This window comes from Lysinibacillus sp. C5.1 (assembly GCF_016350185.1).
Lineage (GTDB): Bacteria > Bacillota > Bacilli > Bacillales_A > Planococcaceae > Lysinibacillus > Lysinibacillus sphaericus.
In genome coordinates this window covers 2,201,155-2,218,535 of record NZ_CP066226.1, presented here as the reverse complement: position 1 = coordinate 2,218,535, position 17,381 = coordinate 2,201,155, and the positions used below count along the sequence as shown (strand labels likewise).

The 17,381-nt window shown below is 34.6% G+C and carries 21 protein-coding genes and 1 pseudogene; 4 read left to right on the top strand and 18 right to left on the bottom strand.

Features of this window, described 5'->3' with window-relative positions; translation table 11 throughout:
• Window positions 1–64: 64 nt before the first annotated feature.
• From thrS to I5435_RS10675, 6 genes are all read right to left on the bottom strand, one after another.
• Window positions 65–1,987: a threonine--tRNA ligase gene (thrS, locus tag I5435_RS10700; protein WP_337983789.1), complete on the bottom strand. Its 1,923-nt coding sequence runs from the start codon at window positions 1,985–1,987 to the stop codon at window positions 65–67.
• Window positions 1,988–2,480: 493 nt separating this feature from the next.
• Window positions 2,481–2,990, bottom strand: coding sequence for a hypothetical protein (locus I5435_RS10695; RefSeq protein WP_024364086.1), 510 nt, complete (start codon window positions 2,988–2,990; stop codon window positions 2,481–2,483).
• A gap of 183 nt (window positions 2,991–3,173) precedes the next feature.
• Entirely contained in the window at window positions 3,174–3,638 is a 465-nt protein-coding gene (locus I5435_RS10690) for a hypothetical protein (protein WP_337983788.1), read from the bottom strand.
• A gap of 104 nt (window positions 3,639–3,742) precedes the next feature.
• Window positions 3,743–4,228, bottom strand: coding sequence for a GNAT family N-acetyltransferase (locus I5435_RS10685; protein WP_108030275.1), 486 nt, complete (start codon window positions 4,226–4,228; stop codon window positions 3,743–3,745).
• A gap of 15 nt (window positions 4,229–4,243) precedes the next feature.
• Entirely contained in the window at window positions 4,244–4,591 is a 348-nt protein-coding gene (locus I5435_RS10680) for a DUF3147 family protein (RefSeq protein WP_024364083.1), read from the bottom strand.
• Window positions 4,591–4,989 (bottom strand): MarR family winged helix-turn-helix transcriptional regulator, encoded by a 399-nt coding sequence (locus I5435_RS10675; protein WP_024364082.1) that lies wholly within the window; start codon window positions 4,987–4,989, stop codon window positions 4,591–4,593. The genes I5435_RS10680 and I5435_RS10675 overlap by 1 nt, the downstream gene beginning before the upstream one ends.
• A 491-nt stretch (window positions 4,990–5,480) precedes the next feature.
• Here I5435_RS10675 and I5435_RS10670 point away from each other — a divergent pair, with 491 nt between their 5' ends.
• Together I5435_RS10670 and I5435_RS10665 are read left to right on the top strand one after the other, a co-directional pair.
• The gene (locus tag I5435_RS10670; protein ID WP_337983787.1) at window positions 5,481–5,777 is read left to right on the top strand and encodes a hypothetical protein; all 297 of its coding nucleotides are present in this window, start codon (window positions 5,481–5,483) and stop codon (window positions 5,775–5,777) included.
• 308 nt (window positions 5,778–6,085) lie between these two features.
• Window positions 6,086–6,733, top strand: coding sequence for a FusB/FusC family EF-G-binding protein (locus I5435_RS10665; RefSeq protein ID WP_025219626.1), 648 nt, complete (start codon window positions 6,086–6,088; stop codon window positions 6,731–6,733).
• A gap of 118 nt (window positions 6,734–6,851) precedes the next feature.
• Here I5435_RS10665 and I5435_RS10660 read toward each other — a convergent pair whose 3' ends face one another.
• The 10 genes and pseudogenes from I5435_RS10660 to I5435_RS10615 all read right to left on the bottom strand — a co-directional run bounded on the left by I5435_RS10660 (window position 6,852) and on the right by I5435_RS10615 (window position 15,260).
• The gene (locus I5435_RS10660; RefSeq protein WP_337983786.1) at window positions 6,852–8,132 is read right to left on the bottom strand and encodes an oligosaccharide repeat unit polymerase; all 1,281 of its coding nucleotides are present in this window, start codon (window positions 8,130–8,132) and stop codon (window positions 6,852–6,854) included.
• A gap of 214 nt (window positions 8,133–8,346) precedes the next feature.
• Window positions 8,347–10,662: an InlB B-repeat-containing protein gene (locus I5435_RS10655; RefSeq protein WP_337983785.1), complete on the bottom strand. Its 2,316-nt coding sequence runs from the start codon at window positions 10,660–10,662 to the stop codon at window positions 8,347–8,349.
• 288 nt (window positions 10,663–10,950) lie between these two features.
• Window positions 10,951–11,399: pseudogene (locus tag I5435_RS10650) on the bottom strand (SDR family NAD(P)-dependent oxidoreductase); the annotation flags it as partial.
• Between the two features lie 157 nt (window positions 11,400–11,556).
• A complete protein-coding gene (locus tag I5435_RS10645; protein ID WP_025219630.1) occupies window positions 11,557–12,321 on the bottom strand; it encodes a hypothetical protein in 765 nt (254 codons plus the stop codon).
• 722 nt (window positions 12,322–13,043) lie between these two features.
• Window positions 13,044–13,385 (bottom strand): type II toxin-antitoxin system HicB family antitoxin, encoded by a 342-nt coding sequence (locus I5435_RS10640; RefSeq protein ID WP_337983784.1) that lies wholly within the window; start codon window positions 13,383–13,385, stop codon window positions 13,044–13,046.
• A gap of 41 nt (window positions 13,386–13,426) precedes the next feature.
• Window positions 13,427–13,585, bottom strand: coding sequence for a type II toxin-antitoxin system HicA family toxin (locus I5435_RS10635; RefSeq protein WP_231786321.1), 159 nt, complete (start codon window positions 13,583–13,585; stop codon window positions 13,427–13,429).
• A 137-nt stretch (window positions 13,586–13,722) separates the two neighbouring features.
• Complete coding sequence (locus I5435_RS10630; protein WP_024364074.1) at window positions 13,723–13,944, bottom strand: hypothetical protein; 222 nt, start codon at window positions 13,942–13,944, stop codon at window positions 13,723–13,725.
• Between the two features lie 113 nt (window positions 13,945–14,057).
• On the bottom strand, window positions 14,058–14,246 hold the full coding sequence (locus I5435_RS10625) for a hypothetical protein (protein WP_024364073.1): 189 nt from the start codon (window positions 14,244–14,246) through the stop codon (window positions 14,058–14,060).
• Between the two features lie 86 nt (window positions 14,247–14,332).
• Window positions 14,333–14,554, bottom strand: a complete 222-nt coding sequence (locus I5435_RS10620; RefSeq protein ID WP_025219632.1) for a hypothetical protein — start codon at window positions 14,552–14,554, stop codon at window positions 14,333–14,335.
• 391 nt (window positions 14,555–14,945) lie between these two features.
• Window positions 14,946–15,260, bottom strand: coding sequence for a hypothetical protein (locus tag I5435_RS10615; RefSeq protein ID WP_038509687.1), 315 nt, complete (start codon window positions 15,258–15,260; stop codon window positions 14,946–14,948).
• A gap of 164 nt (window positions 15,261–15,424) precedes the next feature.
• On the opposite strand from I5435_RS10615, the gene I5435_RS10610 reads away from it, so the two are divergent.
• Together I5435_RS10610 and I5435_RS10605 are read left to right on the top strand one after the other, a co-directional pair.
• Window positions 15,425–15,748, top strand: a complete 324-nt coding sequence (locus I5435_RS10610) for a hypothetical protein (protein WP_337983783.1) — start codon at window positions 15,425–15,427, stop codon at window positions 15,746–15,748.
• Window positions 15,749–16,232: 484 nt separating this feature from the next.
• Entirely contained in the window at window positions 16,233–16,562 is a 330-nt protein-coding gene (locus I5435_RS10605) for a hypothetical protein (RefSeq protein ID WP_024364069.1), read from the top strand.
• Between the two features lie 101 nt (window positions 16,563–16,663).
• On the opposite strand, the gene I5435_RS10600 is transcribed toward I5435_RS10605, so the two are convergent.
• Both I5435_RS10600 and I5435_RS10595 read right to left on the bottom strand, forming a co-directional pair.
• A complete protein-coding gene (locus I5435_RS10600) occupies window positions 16,664–16,855 on the bottom strand; it encodes a hypothetical protein (RefSeq protein ID WP_025219635.1) in 192 nt (63 codons plus the stop codon).
• 77 nt (window positions 16,856–16,932) lie between these two features.
• The gene (locus I5435_RS10595; protein ID WP_108030268.1) at window positions 16,933–17,205 is read right to left on the bottom strand and encodes a hypothetical protein; all 273 of its coding nucleotides are present in this window, start codon (window positions 17,203–17,205) and stop codon (window positions 16,933–16,935) included.
• Between the last annotated feature and the right edge of the window lie 176 nt (window positions 17,206–17,381).

Sequence of the window (17,381 nt, the reverse complement as noted above, 5' to 3'; positions counted from 1 at the left end):
ATCATTTTATTAAAAATAATAAAAGCCTGATTGAACATCTTATCAGGCTTTTATTTTATTGCATTTAATTATCAGGCAATGCTTTTTCGCTAATTTCGAGCTTAATTTCTTCAATAAATTGCTGTAATGGTTTTTCATTCAACACTTGTTGACCATAGTTCCGCACTGTTACACTTTGATTGTTGCATTCATGATCGCCCAATACGAGAATATACGGTATTTTTTTCAATTGAGCTTCTCTGATTTTTTTCCCTAACTTTTCTTGGCGGTTATCTTCACGCACCCGTATATGTTCTTTTTCAAGAGCTTGTACTACTTGCTGAACATATTTTTGGTGTATCTTAGCCACCCCTATCACAATAACTTGTTGTGGTGCTAACCACGTCGGAAAGGCTCCACCAAAATGTTCAATTAAAATACCTAAAAAGCGGTCAATCGAACCGAAAACAGCGCGATGAATTACAACAGGTCTTACTTTTTCGTTTTGTTCGTTTAAATATGTTAAATCGAATTTCTCAGGCAGTTGGAAATCCAGTTGAATCGTTGCACATTGATGACTTCGTTTAATAGCATCCTTTATATGAATATCAATTTTAGGGCCGTAAAACGCTCCGTCTCCTTCATTTATTTTATATGAATAACCCGCATTTTTCAGGACATTTTCCAATGCCGATTCCGCTTCATCCCAGAGCTGAATATGCCCCATAAAATCAGCAGGGCGCGTCGACAATTCAATTTCGTATTGGAAACCAAATACTTGATACATATGATCGATGATTCGCAGCGCTAAATTGATTTCATCTTCTATTTGCTGTGGTGTGGCAATAATATGGGCATCATCTTGGCAAAAAGTTCGCACTCGTAGCAGTCCATTTAATGCTCCGCTAAACTCATGTCGATGCACTTGTCCAAATTCCGCCATACGAATCGGTAAATCTCTGTATGAGTGTCTTGCATTTTTAAATATCAGCATATGTCCTGGACAGTTCATAGGTTTCAACGCAAAGCTTTGGGCATCTACTTGTGTAAAGTACATATTCTCTTTATAGTGCTCCCAATGTCCTGATTGTTCCCATAAACGCTGGTTCAGCATAAATGGTGTACGAACCTCTTGATAATCATATTTTGTTTGTAAATTGCGTAAAAAAGATTCTAATTCATTTCGAAGTATTTGGCCATTAGCTAGGTAAAAAGGCATACCTGGCGCTTCTTCTGAAAACATGAATAATTCGAGTTCTTTTCCTAATGTACGATGATTGCGTTTATCTGCTTCTTGTAAAAAGATAAAATAATCATTTAATTCTTCTTTTGTAGCAAATGCAACACCATAAATTCGCTGAAGCATTTGATTTTGGCTATCGCCGCGCCAGTATGCCCCTGATACATGCATTAATTGAAAGTGCTGTAATTTACCTGTTGAGGATACATGCGGGCCACGACATAAATCATAAAAATCACCTTGCTCATAAAGCGTTATGAAATCATCTTCTGGAATATCAGCTAGTAATGCTAATTTCAGTTTATCATGTTGAAACAACCGGATTGCCTCTTCACGTGTTAGTTCTTTTCGTTGTATTTGAATGTTTTCTTGCACAATACGATGCATCATTTTTTCTATTTTTTGTAAATCCTTTGGCACAAGAGAATGTGATAATTCAATATCATAATAAAAACCGTTTTCGATTACTGGTCCTACGCCAAATTGGGCTTCTGGATATAAGCGTTTAATCGCTTGTGCTACTAAATGCGCTGTGGAATGACGAATTACCTCAATTCCTTCGTGTGTGCTAGCATCAAATAGGTTGATTTGGGCATCTGCCAAAATAGGGCGCGTCAAATCAGTAATGGTTCCGTTGACACTTCCTACAATTGCTTTTTTGCGCAGTGCTGGACTAATCGCCTGTGCAATGTCGGTTAGTGCAACACCTTTTGTAAATACTTGTTGCTTTCCATCTGGAAACTGAATATTGATAACTTGATTTGACATGATCTTTTCTCCTTTACTGAAAAATTAAAAAAAACACATATCCGTCCCTAAAATAGGGACGAGTATGTGTCATTTACCCGTGGTTCCACCCAAATTCCCACTAGATGCACTAGCGGCTCATTGTCTTTGCAGTAACGTTGCAAATAACGGTGCAAGTTTCCTAGCACTGCTCAAAGGTAGTAAGAATTGACGTTGCATTAGGAAGTTTTCAGCCTAGTCTCCCCTCTCTGTAAATCGTTCATCAAAACTCTCGTCCTTATCATAGCTGTTTTCATGGTTTCATGAAATTGGTATTCACTATATCGGACATCTCAAAAGTTGTCAATAATTGAAAAAAATTTTTTCCATTCTCGAAATCCCTGAAATATGAGCGTACCAACATGTAAAACGCATACATTTTTTTGAAAAAATTTTTTATCGCCTTGCCATTACCCATTTTGTTAAACAAAAAAGCTACTCATAAGTTTTAATCCTTACGAATAGCTTTTCTAATTTAAATATGGTTCACTATTACTTCATTATGCCAACTAATAGAATCTGATAATTGATAGGATACTAAGTTAGCTGTTATGACTAACATCACACCAGCTCTTGATAGCATGGTCTGTGTCGGTTTCTCTAACACTAAAACGACGTAACCCTCACCGCTCCCTTGGTCATCTATCGCATTTGTCGCATCTATTTCAAAAGTAGTGTACTTATCTTCTGTCAAAGTAAGGATACGTTCTTCTCGATAGCTGCCATGTTCTTTCAAATTGTAGCTAACAGGCATCCAGCCTTCTGACCAATCAATACTACCGATAATTTCTTTACTTCTGCTAGCTAGTTTACCAATCGAAAATGTAAAGTAGATTCTCATTATTGCTTGATCTAATTCATTTTTTCCTTCACATATCGCTTCCACTTGTAGCCTTATATCACCTTTGGACTGTTTCCGAACAATTATGAAGATGGACACTAAAATACTAATAACAGCTATGATGCCAACAATGACTAAACCCATTAGACCCCTCCTTCATTCCAATAACTATTACGATTAGATTACCACAATTTAGGAATAACAGGTTTTTTTCATCAAACAATCTTATGAAAAGACAAGCGCCTAATAGATATGACAAAATTTGAGAAAAAAACAATTGGATGAACCCATTGAAAGATGCCGATTTCGATATGTCACCGTTCTTTGTTAGGTATTTGATTGAAGCTCTGCCGTTAATGTAAATGGTATGTTTAAATATTTGTATTGAATCGTAATCTTTTGAATTGCTGTAGCATGTACTTGTAATGCGTAATGTTGCGCTTGATTACCAATTGCCTGACGATCTATGTATTGACTAGGAAAAATACTCACTTGTGTTAGTTTATGAAATGTCATATTAGGATTGTTCTCAATTTTTGCGCCAACTTCAAACGGTTCTGATTTACTAATGACTAGCTTGGCATTGTCTGGCAACTTTTCATCGACAAGTATCGATTGTAGTTGTAGCTCTCTTAGCCCTTTATTCTCAATTTCTATTAATCGAATAGACGGATTTCCATCAGCGTTTGTATAACCATTGACAACAAGTGGTGGATTGCTTTTCAAATAGATGATAAAAGCCGCTCCCACTACTAACACACTAAAAAATAGGATAAATATTATTTTTTTCATTAGATTCCTCACTTTCAAGCTTCACCATTAGTATAAACGACAAATACCGTAGCGGAACAGAATTTTTACTAATACAATCGTGAACTATAAAAAAAACATCTGCCTTATATGGAGACAGATGTTTTTTGCAACCGTATTTCATCGCGAATGGGGATACCGTCATGGCCAATCAAAGGAATCTCCGGTTTCAATGCTCTTGCTCGCTCTACCGCATTTGGTAGAACTTCTACGAGAGAATAGCCTCGTTTTTGATAAAATTTTAGTGCATGTAAATTATCATTCGTAGTGATGAGTGAAACAACAGTACAGTGATGCTGACGTGCTTGTTCTTCCACGGCTTTTACAAGGCATGAGCCGATTCCTTTCCCTTCTTCCATACTATCAAGGGAAATAATTTCACATTCAGCTCCCCGAATTTCATAGGTTATTAGACCTACTATTGTTTGATTGTCATTTACAAATACAAAACCTTCTAATGTACTACAATCATAAATACCACTGGAAATAACCATTTCCGTACTTCCCCAATGTGTTTGAAAAAACGCTTGAACATCCTTTTTTGAAACTTGTGAACGATGGATGATTGGCATAATAATCTACCTACTTTATATTGAAATATGAAATACACCAGCGATGGCTTTTTGAATACCTAAACATATTACCCATGACATTACTCCTAGCCCTATAGCAAAAACAATATGAATAGACGATTTCATTGCCAAATACATAACAAATAGCATAACCATTGTTGCAGGAAGTCCAACTATCACACCAACCGTAAATCGCTGTATATGCTCATTTGGTTCACTTTGAACGGTTAGCCAAATAATACTTAAAATACTGACAAGTGGCAGTGCGGCTATCATACCACCATATGTAGGAAATCTTCTAGCAACTTCTGTAACAACTGCAATAATCGCAGCAGAACATATAATTTTTACAACTGTATAAATCATTTCGACACCTCGCTTAATAGCTGAAATGCTTCTAAAACACTTTGTTGTTCTTTTTCTGATAAAAGAAGTAGCGCCTGCTTTAGTTTGTTATCATCTAATTCCGTATTTTTCTTTACAATCTGTAATCCATCCGCTGTAAGAAAAAGCTTCACTTTACGTTGATCATTGGCTGCTCGAATCTTCTCAACCCAGCCATGTCGTTCTAGCTTTTTTACATGCTCTGAAGCAGTATTTTGCGAGATATTTAATAATTTTGCAATATCTCGAACCGTCACTTCATCTTCCTTTTGAATCATCTGTAAAATACGCACACTTTGATGGGAAATATTATCTTCATGTGTTGTATGGAGATGATAGAAAATATTTGTAAAATAATAGTTTATATCTTGTATCATACTTTTTACTCCTTTAATATATCGTCACTCACGATTATATCGTATATAACGATATATTAAAAGAGATTTCTATTAAAGAAATGAAATTTTTAATACTTGCAATTGTTCACATATTTTGCACAGGATTAGAATTTAACACAACCCTTTCCTCTCCCATTAAATCATTGTCTTTTTCTGTTTACTACTGATCTTTTCATTACTGCGCTGACAATACGAACCCTCGCCATATTCGTGTTTGGATGAACTGTTTTTAATCTGCATCAAACCTATATTATGGTATACACTCTTGCATTTGCTACCATCCTACTACAGAATTTCGCTATTAATTTCAAATCAACATCTATTTTTGCTAACTTTTTGCTACTTACATTCGGAGTACCTTGTAAGCAGGAGTTATGTGCAGTATTATTACACTACTAATCTTGAAGAGAATAAGAAACTGAGGGTTACAATTGCTATATTTGATTTATTTTATTGTTGGTGGAACTATTATGGTTTTAGCCTTACTTTTAAGCCAATCTAAGTATTTATTTTTATCGGGCATTATTACGGCGTTGCCAATTCTTACGCTTATTAACATGGGTATGCAAATGAAGCATATGAAAGCTGACACCTTTCACAATGTTTTACAAAATACGGTCTTTGGTGCAGTAGGCATGTTACTTTTCACTGTGCTCGCTTTCCTATTAACAAACTGGTATAAGCCTGGCATTGCCGTACTAAGCGCTTTACTTGTCTATGCAATATTTATGCTATGTGGAAAATTTATTATGTCATTGCTGACATAAGTTGTAGCTCTTTTTATATGAGCCAATTTTTTTGCCTTCTTGTTGTAAAAACTTGAATGCACAAGTTTATCTCCCCTTACATAGCATGTTATTTCTTCCCCCACCGCTCTTTCTTTATTTCGTTCCCTTTTAATGTTAAAATATTTATAGTTTGCTTTACAAGGAGGAATCGAAATGGTCGCATTCTTTTGTAATGCCTGCTCTAGACCCATTAATTATCAGGTCGAAGAGGTCTAGGTTAACCCCACAAATGGATGATCTCTTTAGGCCTAAAATAAAAAAAGCCTAATTTACAGGAGTGAATTCACATGGAAGAACAAGCAATTCAGCCGTTTTTAACGGTGGCTAACTATCATTTACTTGAGCAACAAATGAATAAAATTTTACAAACACTTGCTACTACACAAGATAAAAACGTCATTCTGACTGTGCGTGGTCTTGTACAAACAGAAATTACTGAAAAAGTTGTCATGACGCCTGCGCAAGCGCAACTCATTGAGCCTATTTTATCTGTAACAGAACGTGGAACAGGTGAAGCCTATTTAAATGATTTAAAATCGTATGTTATCCCATTTAAACCAATTACGGCAAGCACAATCAAAAGCCTGTTTAAAAAAGAAAAGAAGCTAAAATTGCCGAATCTTGAACAAATGGATTTTCAACAAATTTGCTATTTCGCTTGGGATGATTATGGTACCAATCGAAAATATGTCATTATAGAGCAAGACGATAAATTAAAGGCAATCAAAGGCACTTTCGCCCATCATACAATTCGTGGTATATGCGCAATCTGTAATCGTCACGCTGAAATTGGACTATTTACTACATCCATTAAAGGAAATATCGTCGGCACTTATACAAATCACAGCAATTACATTTGTGCAGACAGCGATTCGTGTAATCAACATGTGACAGATATGGATAAGACCATTACATTTTTTGAGCGCATTACTTGATTATTAATAAGCCTTCTCCGCTTTGGAGAAGGCCATTTTTGTTTTAAGCGAACCGCGCACAAAAAAACTATCCTAAAAAAGTTATTACCATTAACTTTAGCGGATAGTTTTATTTATTTTAATTATTCAGCTTTTGCCTATTAGATGGCAAAATAGATGATGCAATAATAACGAACCCAAGCATCAGAACAAAGATTAAATCCAGTAAACCGGTGTGCATGGATACTGTAAAAACAGTAATTGTGAATGCGTAAGCGACAGTATGGAAACTACGTATGCCATTTTGTTTTACTTTATTATAAATTAGAGAAATTAATACGCCATACAATAGGAAGCCAATTGCTACTAATAAATAACCTCCGTCTAAAAACAATTGACCAATAAAAGTTGGCGTTGTTGTTCGCTGTTCACGTGTGACCAATATACCTCTTTCGACCGTAATTGAATTAACGACCTCGGTAACTTTCATACGTGGTGAGATTTGCTCGCCAGGTAAAATTGTACTAAAAATGCCTTGATGGATTTGACCTTTTAAGTAATCTTCTTCTTTTGTGTATTCGATAATGGTACTTAACACGATATGACTTGTGACAGCTTCAGCATTTAATGCACGCACCCATTTCGGTGTTAAGTTTACTTTTTGTTCAGCCGTTAATAGGTTTTTTTCTTCCTCCGCAGTTAATTCTACATCGGGTTGCGTACGATCATTGAATGCCTTTGTCGTATCCTCTGTCATCACACGTATAAAGCCAAACAACGAAAATCCGATACCAATTACGAATAATGCTGTTAAAAACCATGTTAGCTTCACTCTTTTCACAACATAATGGAAAACAATAATCCCAGTAAATAACATAATAATAAGCGGTGTACGGTAGCCCATTAATAGAAATAGAAACATAATAACTGCAAAAATCGAACCGTATCCGATTGCTTTTTTCCAGGTCATCTTCTTTTCCAAAATCATTTTATAAGATAACAGCAATAAAACCCCAAACCATAATAATTGGCTAAAGAAGTTTAACTTTGGATCTAAGTTTCGGCGATTGGCTTCGTCCGTTATCCCTAGACTCCCACTAAAAATCATCATTAAATAGGAACCTAATCCAAGCAACGTTAAAACAACTATAAAATGAATGATATATTTCCCTAAGAATGACAGTCCGAATGTGGGAATTGTCCATTGCAGTTTATCGATTAAAAATACACCTATGTAATAACAAATAACGGCTAAAATTACAGCCGGCCAAATAGATACATGAATACCGAATTGTTCAAATTTATGCCAATCAAATAAGCTAATAAAAAAATATAGCAGTAAAATAAATGGCAAAAAGAAATACGGTGAAAACATATCGATTTTATTTAATTTCCCAAAAACCTTTTTCAATTCGCTCATACATATCACACCAAATAGATGTTATTTCCCCCTTTTTCTTTTTTTGTAAAACAAAATAAGTATAACACATTTATTGTAAATTATATATATAGCTTCCATTTTATATTTAAACTCTAACCTATTATTACAAGTAAAGCGAAAACTCGTATTTTGATAAAACTTTAATCAAAATACGAGTTTCATTTATTTCATTAGTCGATGAATTTAATAGATTCTAACGAAGATTCAATGCTCTGTATAGAATGGCTACAAACTGTGCTCGCGTAACGGGTTCATCTGGCTTAAATTTACCGTTATCGCCAATTACAATTTCAAGTTCTGCTAATGCAGCGATATACCCATAGCTCCAATGCGTTGGAGGAACATCTTGGAATGTGCTAGAGCCTCCTAATTCTATCTTTAGCGCAAGCGTCACGACTTTTGCCAACTGTGCACGCGTCATTAAAGCATTAGGATTAAATTTCCCCTGTGAACCATCGACTATTCCTGCTTGTTGTAATGTCGTAATGGCTTCATAGTATGGATGGTTTGCAGTTACATCCGAAAATGTAAGCGCATTGCGTGTCGGCTCGAACTCAAAAGCACGGTAAAATAACAATGCTACATGCTGTCGTTGAATAAATTCGTTCGGACGAAACGAACCGTCTGAATACCCTGTGATAATCCCTTGACTAGCTATTTCTTCTATCATTTCTTTTGCCCAATGGCCCGCAATATCATGAAAGGACACTTTTGGTAAGTCAGGTTCAGGTGTTGTTTGTTCCGGACTTGGTTCTGGGGTAGGCTTTGGCGCTATGTTTGCAATCCATTTCGCATACAACTTGGTCTCTTTCGTCACACGGTCTTTTGTCAAATCCCACTCATTGATTAAAGCAGCTTCTTTATACCAGCCGCCAAACGTATAACCTTCCTTTTTAGGAATCGGTAACGTTGCAATCTTTGTGTCATACGCTACAGACAAGTGACCTAATACGCTCCCGCCATTTGTTTCAAAATATACTGTAACATTTTGCGGTGATGAATCACTACTATTATTACTACTATCTGGAGAACTATTAACAAACCACTTTGCAAAAAGCGTTGTCTTACCTGTTATCGTATCTTTCTTAAAATCCCACCCATTTGTCAATGTTGCTTCTTTATACCATCCACCAAATGTATAACCTTGTTTTATTGGGATAGTGGGTTCATTTATCTTCATGTTAATATCGACCATCTGTGAAGGGATTCCACTGCCCCCATTCGTATTAAACGTCACTTCATATTGTACGACTTTCCATTTGGCAAATAATGTTGTTGCACTCGTTACTACATCATTTGTCAAATCCCATTGGTTGATAAGTGCTGCCTCTTTATACCAACCAGCAAATATATAACCTTGTTTCGTTGGAACAGATGGCCCTATCAGTACTGTGTTGTCATCAACTAGTTGTGATGGCATTGCACTTCCTCCACCTGTATTAAACGTCACTTCATGTTGAACGACTTTCCACTTCGCATACAAAGTAATTGGACTGCTTACTACATCATTCATAAAATCCCACTTGTTTGTTAGTGCTGCCTCTTTATACCAACCCTCAAATGTATGCCCTTGTTTTGTTGGAGCAGGTGGTTCCACCACTAATGTTTGATCGTTCACGAATTGAGGTGGAATTATACTCCCTCCATCCGTGTTAAACGTTACATGTTGCTGTGGCAACCAAATAGCATAAAGTGTTAAATCTCCTGTCATTGTTTTTACTTCATCTACATGATAATCAGTGCCGCTACCATCCCGCTCTGTATTCCATCCCGTAAAAACGTAACCATCTTTCTTTAATGATTCCTGTTTTTTCACAGTAAATGATTGTGTTGTCTTATCTATATAATCTGCTGCAACACTGCCACTTGTATGGCCATTTCCATCGTAGGTAATTGTAAATCCTAAATACTCAAATGGATTTCCATTTTGATCAGCATACTCCTTTGCCTTTGATGGAATTGTTCCCAAAATCTTCGTTTGTTTAGGTATAGCATTTGGTAATACAATTGTATTCCGACTTAAAATCGTTATTGTCTGTAAATCATTATTAACAAATGCACCCTGGCCGATTCTTTTTACAGTATCAGGTATTGTTATACTGGATAGCTTATTATTCGCAAAAGCAAAATCTCCAATCCATTCAAGCTGATTGGGGAGTACTACTGAAGTTAGTAAATTATTATCAAATGCATTGTAACCTATTAACTTTACATTATTTGACAGAATCAAGGAGGTCAGTTGTTTATTATTAAATGATTCATACCATATATTTGTGACAGGCTTACCACCAAGCGTATCTGGAATGACCAAATCTTTTCGACTGGGATTATTATCTCCGTAAATTGTTACCCCACCTGGATAATACATTTCTGGTACTATACCCGTTATATTATCATTATAAATAAAACCATCTTCTGTAAAATTATTTGCTAAAACTTTATTCTCATTGAAAAGTAATACAAATAAAAATAACGTGACAGGTACCACGAATAAAAACTTCTTACGCATCTTTCTTTAATTCTCCTTTACATCGTTCAGTAAATAGCCTATATAACGCTTTCATAAATTTTTTATATAAAATACCCCCCTTTATTTTCAATAATAGAGTTTTAGATTACAGTTGCACATTGAGGAATGTTAATAGTTCAACCATTAACATTAAAAATTTATTCAGATGCGTCATGATGAAGGAATTAAAACAAAAAAAATAACACTCGTATGGTAAACGAGTGTTGATTTATTAAGAGGAGAACAATTTGAGGTGGCTTTACCTTTCAATCTTAATCATTAAACACTTCAAGCATTTAAGTCCGTTATGGAAGGGATGTTTATTTCCTTTACACAAAATACGGGTGATAAATTAATCACACATTGGACTATTGATACAATATCTTGTAAAGGGATACGTGTTCCTTCATATAAATGAATGGCTTTTTCCAAGGAACTTCTGCAGCAAGTTCCCCTGGAATTATACAATTTATCTTCTCTCAAATGTTCATGTCAAACATTTGTAATACCGCGTAAATCGAATTTAGAGTGATACTTGCGCATTGTTCGTTACGATCTAACCCTGCCGTCGAACCAATTAAAATAACTTTTCCATTCTCCGCTTGTCTTAAGTTTGGCAAAAGCGCTTGCATATACGTAATAGTAGATGTCAGGTTGATATTGATTAAGGTTGAAATATCTTGAACTTCATCCTTATCAAAACTATAGTCATCCTCACAACCATGCTTCTCCCATACATATGATGGGATTACAAGGCAAACCAAAGTTACGAGTGTTTTTGTGGAAAAAACCCTTGCCAAAAAGATAAACACCTACCGAAGTAAGTGTTTTTCTATAGAGCAAAATTTCATACTCATCACATGGAGTGGTCTATTCATCTAAGCCTAAAATCTATTACTCAGCTTTAACGGGCTTTAGTAAGTTCTTTTGGAGCCAAACAGCATCATCCAGTCTTCCTTCTAAGTCATCAGCTACATATATATAACCATTTATTTCAAGATAAAACCTTGAAAAAACAGTACTTCCCTTTTTCATCATTCTTTCAGTTTTAGATTCTTTTAATGGTACGCCTTTCCCTTCCGCATCTTTTATTACCTCATAACGTACGCCACTATCCGTCCATATTTTCTCAACGATTTTAAGATCTGTACCAGGGTATTCATAACAAGATTCGTCTTTTTCATATTCACTGTTGCAATACTTAAGTAGTTGTCCATTCTTTGTATTTTTGAAATCAATAAACCATGTTTCTTGATTTCTGATAAAGTGTCCATAATTTTTGCTAGCATTAATACCATCACGAGTACTAACAATATAGATTGGGGATTTATAGAAAGACGAACGAATTTCTATTGGTACTTCTTTGAAAACTACTAAATCCGTTGCTTGTACCCGATATTGCCCCATTTGGTAAAATATTTTGCCATCATATTTTTCAATATCATACGTTCTAAAGAATTTATTTCGCTTAACCACTAAAGAATCAAACGTACCATTTGGATTTTTCTTGTATACTTTGATATCTTTTTTAAAGGTCATTTTTCCGGTTTGTTCTTTTACAACCTCTGCTCCATCATACATTACCTTTGCTTCTGACTTTATTGGATTTACTACTGCAAACACAAATACTGTTAGTAACACAATAAATAGTTTTTTCATTATTCTCCTCCTACTCACTTTCAAAAACATAATATCTCAGTATTATATACCAGTAATATTATATTCTACCAATGAATATTAAAAATCCAGCCAAAGTAGAGCGTTTTTCCATATCATTATTTGATCCATCTACCATTCTATCCAATTATCTAAATTTTATGGACTACCACTCATTGATTGGAAGGCTGCCCAGTGTCACCTACACTTCTACACACACTAGATGAAGATTTCGATTTCAATTCCCGGTACTCTTTTTAAGAAATCATTATATATTCTTCAGGCATTTCAACAGAAAAAGTTAAATTAATGTTTTGTTTCAAAATAACCACCTATCCTTTTACATTATAAGTCCTTAACGTTAAATGGGTCTGTTAAATCCTTACCAGCATTCCTAATCATAAAATTTTCAAGTTCAATAGTTGATACTTTCATTCGACCAAGTTTTAACCCTACAAGTTGACCAGTTTTAATAAGATCATAAACCTTATTTCTATTCATCTAAGTCTTTTCGCAATTTCTGCGACTTCTAATAGTTCGTTCATAAAAGACCTCCTTCTATAAATGTCACCATTTCAGAAGGATTATTATACATTAGATTTGCCTTTCCATCTGTATCAGCCCTCCACAATTTATAGTTCTACTCACAAAGTCCATCCGATCCATCCATCGGGCTTCATGGCATAATAAAAAGCCACGCTCAAATGAACGTGACTTCTCATTTATTATCTTGAAAGTTTATACACCACATACTGATTTAACGATACGCCCTCGGCTTCCGCATCCAATGCTAATTGTTTGTGCAATGATTTAGGAACACGCACATTGAACTTTCCGCTGTAATCTTGGTCAACTGGCTCAGGTATCGGATCGCCGAATTCTAGTTTGGTTTCAATAGTCATTTGTAAAACTTTCTCTAAATCTCGATAGGCTTCTTCGATACTGTCCGCTGGCGTGTGACATCCATCTATTTCTTTGATGTTAGCCCAATAACCTGACGCTGTTTTACGCACTTGAAATGTATACGGCAACGACAAATAATAATCTAAGTCTTTTTGATTTTTCATGTGATATGGCTTAAGATAGAAAGGGAAAACAGAAGGAGAATTTACTCCCCTATTCTGTTGAGTGCATCCTTCACAGCTTGAATGTCTACTGGATTTTCACGCTTGATGGTTGTTAGAAGTCCTTGTCCATTTCGGAACTGGTGATGTGAGCCCGCAACTCTTACTACCTTGTATCCGTTATGTTCTAGGACTTTTTTTATTTCTGCGAAGGTTATGCCCAGGTTGGACTTTCATCTTATCGATGATCTTCTCTATCTTTGCCATGTTTCACCTCCCACTATTATAGTACCGTTTTACAAGTGTTTAGTGGAAATATTTATAATAAAAAAGAGCCTATTTAGGCATGACCTTCATTTCTCTTAATGAACTGTTTAGTTTTCCAATGTACTACAAAACTTATAATTGATACTACAATAGCTACTGCATATAATGTTGTTGTTAAAAACCCAACTTGTTCAAACCCATCTCTTAGAACAGCCTTTATATAAAAGAATGTTGATAATAACATACCAATTACTGTAACTATATTAAGATATTTTACTTTGTTTTTTACACTCATATATTTCACCGCCTTTTACACTAATCATAAACTGGAAAGGATTAACTGTGTGATAGAATTTTGATGCATAATAAAAAGCCGCAACTCGTAGTTAGTGCGACTTTATGTATTCTTTATTTTAGTAAAAATCTTTTAATATCTTCTTTATCTGTTTCGTCCAAGGCAAGCTGTTCAACCTGTGCCTCAGCTCTCTGTTTAAGTTCATCACGCGTTGTTAACCCTTTAGCTACTAGAACTTCTTCCATAGCGATAATTCGAGCACCCAAAGCAAGTCGCATTGCACTATCCATTGTGATTGTCATACAATTACCTCCTTTCATATTAATCATAATACAAATAGAAATGATTGTAATCATTATATTTCGATATAACAAAAAGCCACACCTTGTTAAATGTGACTTTGACTTCTTTTGATTATTTGGTTAGTTCTCCATTGATAGAACCAGCTAAAGATTGTAATACCAACAGATAACACATACATAGCTGTATATAAGAAACCAACTTGAGTTATTCCATCTCTTAAAACAAGTCTTATATAGGAAAAAGTCATAAATACAATTAATGCTACACTAATAATATTGCGTATTTTCAATTTCTTTTCTATATCCATTATAGACACCTCCATCTACCTATATCATAGGATAAATGGAACGTATTGTCATTATAAGAAATTTGATTCATAATTAAAAATTATAAGTAATAGGAGTGGTATCATGCAATTTATTCGAACCAAAATTATTGTCCCAATCATTGTAATCATTTTAGGATTTGCATTTTTATATGCTGTTGCATACATAGGAGATACATTATTCTCATAAAAAAGAGACTACCAAATTAGTAGCCTCTCCGTAGTGTTGACGACTCCGCAATCGTCTTATTAAGTCGAATGCTAGTTTTCACCATCTCGTACCAGCGAACGTACTCCGGAAGTAAGTGTTTCTCTATAGAGCAAAATGTACAGACCACCCATCGCGGAGTGATCTTTTTCATTTCATTAAAATTTAAAGGCCTAAATTTTCAATAATTCTATCTAATACCCTTGTATTGTTATTAATCTCATTAAGTACTACGCTTTTAAAATCCCTAATCTCTTGAATAACATCATCGATATTTGCTTCAATACTTTCTTCTGAAGCATCACCAACATTCCCATCATCGTTAAATTCTATGTGACCATAGTATAAATTTATTTCTCCAGAAAGTATCTTATTATTATCTAGATAAACTTTTATATCTAAAATATCTTCTCCACCATCGTAAGGATTAACTTCTCCTTCGGTTTCAATTTTATAATAAGCCCCTTTAAAATCATACATTTCACATAAGACTTCATTAACCTCGAACTGATCTTTATACCTTAACATATCATCTATATCAATATCTTCAATATTAAAACAGAATTGAAGTATATATGAATATATTTTATATATAACTTCTTCTGACGCGAAAAAAAGCAATTATTAGGAATATAGGTGATGAAATGGCTAAAAAGCAAGAAATATTGAATACAACTGCTGACATTACAAAAGATATATTAATCCCTATCATATTAGGAGGACCAACTCCGTTAAAATCCAAAAATATAGATGATTGCCTTCTAATACTTCAAGATAAAATGAAAAACTCTATTTTGGATGGACAACTCCCTGATTTAGAACCTGGAGACAATAATTTGATACTTTCTATATTTGAGGAAATGCAAGATACTTATACAGAAGTTAAACGAGATTGTATAACAACTTTTGTTACAAATATGCTTTATGAAAAAAGTACGGGACCTTTCAACTTTATACTTATCAAGTGATTTTTGACCAATTAAAACAAATGTATGACCCCTAAATATTGCTATTCAAAGAGATTTATGCGAATAACGAGAAATTAACATGCTATAAAAGTAACGATGCACAACATCTACTACAGAATTACTTAAATTAAATGAATATAGCAGCTATAGATTAAAAAAATTAGAAAACTTAGCATTTCTGGAGAATATCACAGGTTTTATTGCCGTTGACACTAATGGCGAATTTAATTATAACAAAACTTATTTTAATACTTTTTACAATAAAGTTTGCTCGTTACTGTATGAAACACAAAAAGCCCAGGCTCAAAATTAATTGAGTACCTGGGCTTCGTCATTGGTATCTGCAACTGAGATTACTATTACAATCACGTTATATTTTTTTACATTCAACTAACGAAAATATGTATTTTTTAAACATAATTAACATTTATATAGTAAAATACAATTAGTTTCAAAATAAAGTAAATTACTAGGGGGTTTTAAAATGTCAACAACAACAAATACGTTAATTGCAAGTGTTACATCTGAGCAGAATCCTCAAAGTGGACAAAAGCATCGTTCAAGTGGCAACTTCAGTACAGAAGGCCTTCCAGAAGGAACAACAACATTACTTTGGAAGGTTGAAGGTGGAGGAGATTCAAATGCAATCAAATTTAATGTAATGCAAGATAAATCTGCTGCGACAGATCCTGTTATCTTTAAAGGAATATTAAGTGGTAATCGAACAGATGCAAAATCGATTCGCTCTCTGTATATTGCCGATCCAAGTGGAGCAACCTCTTCATTTGTAGTGCATGTGTATGCGGTTAATTAATTTTTAACTTGGAATTATCAAAGACCAGCTCGGCTAAAAATAGCTTTGCTGGTCTTTGATAATTATTTGATTAATTTAAACAGGTACCGTACTGATTTCGGTTACTTTTTATCATTTCTACGTTGCTGGATTGTATTGTATAAACCAATCAAGCGATCCGTTGTCATTGCACCACTTTGTAAATCTTTTAAATGTGAAGCATTAATAATACCATCCTTCACTGCCTGTGTAATAAAGTTTTCTGTTTCAGTTTTCATAGCTGGTGAACCTGGATTCCATGTTGTATTTGCCACTGTAATTTCCTCCTTCTTGTCTTCCACAATTAATTGGACTTTCAATTTGCTGTTACTTGGTACGATTACTTGTCCTTCTAACTTGTAACCTTTAGGCATCTTCCAATTGTTTCGACTGGTGGGATAGGTTCGGGCTCTGGTTCAAGCTCCGGTTCTTCAGACGTCACAAGTTCCCAATAGAACTCCTCTGTAACAGGATTACGACTTAATACATAGCCATTACCGTCTTGTGGATACTCAGGAATATTTGTCGTGATAATTTTGTTTTTAAAAGTTTCTGGAATATACGTACTATCATAAAAAATAGTCCAGCTACCGTCCTCTTGTTGATACAAATACACTAATGTCATATTTAAACCTCCCTAATGCCTTCAATTAATTTAAGTGGTGATAATAAAGCGCCTTCAGATATTCCATATTTCATTATTAATAATGAATGCAGATTGTCGACAAAAGGCATCAAGAAGTTTTAACCTTGATGCCTTTTGTCATTTTTTATAGTAAATAATTAGATTTCACTGCCGAG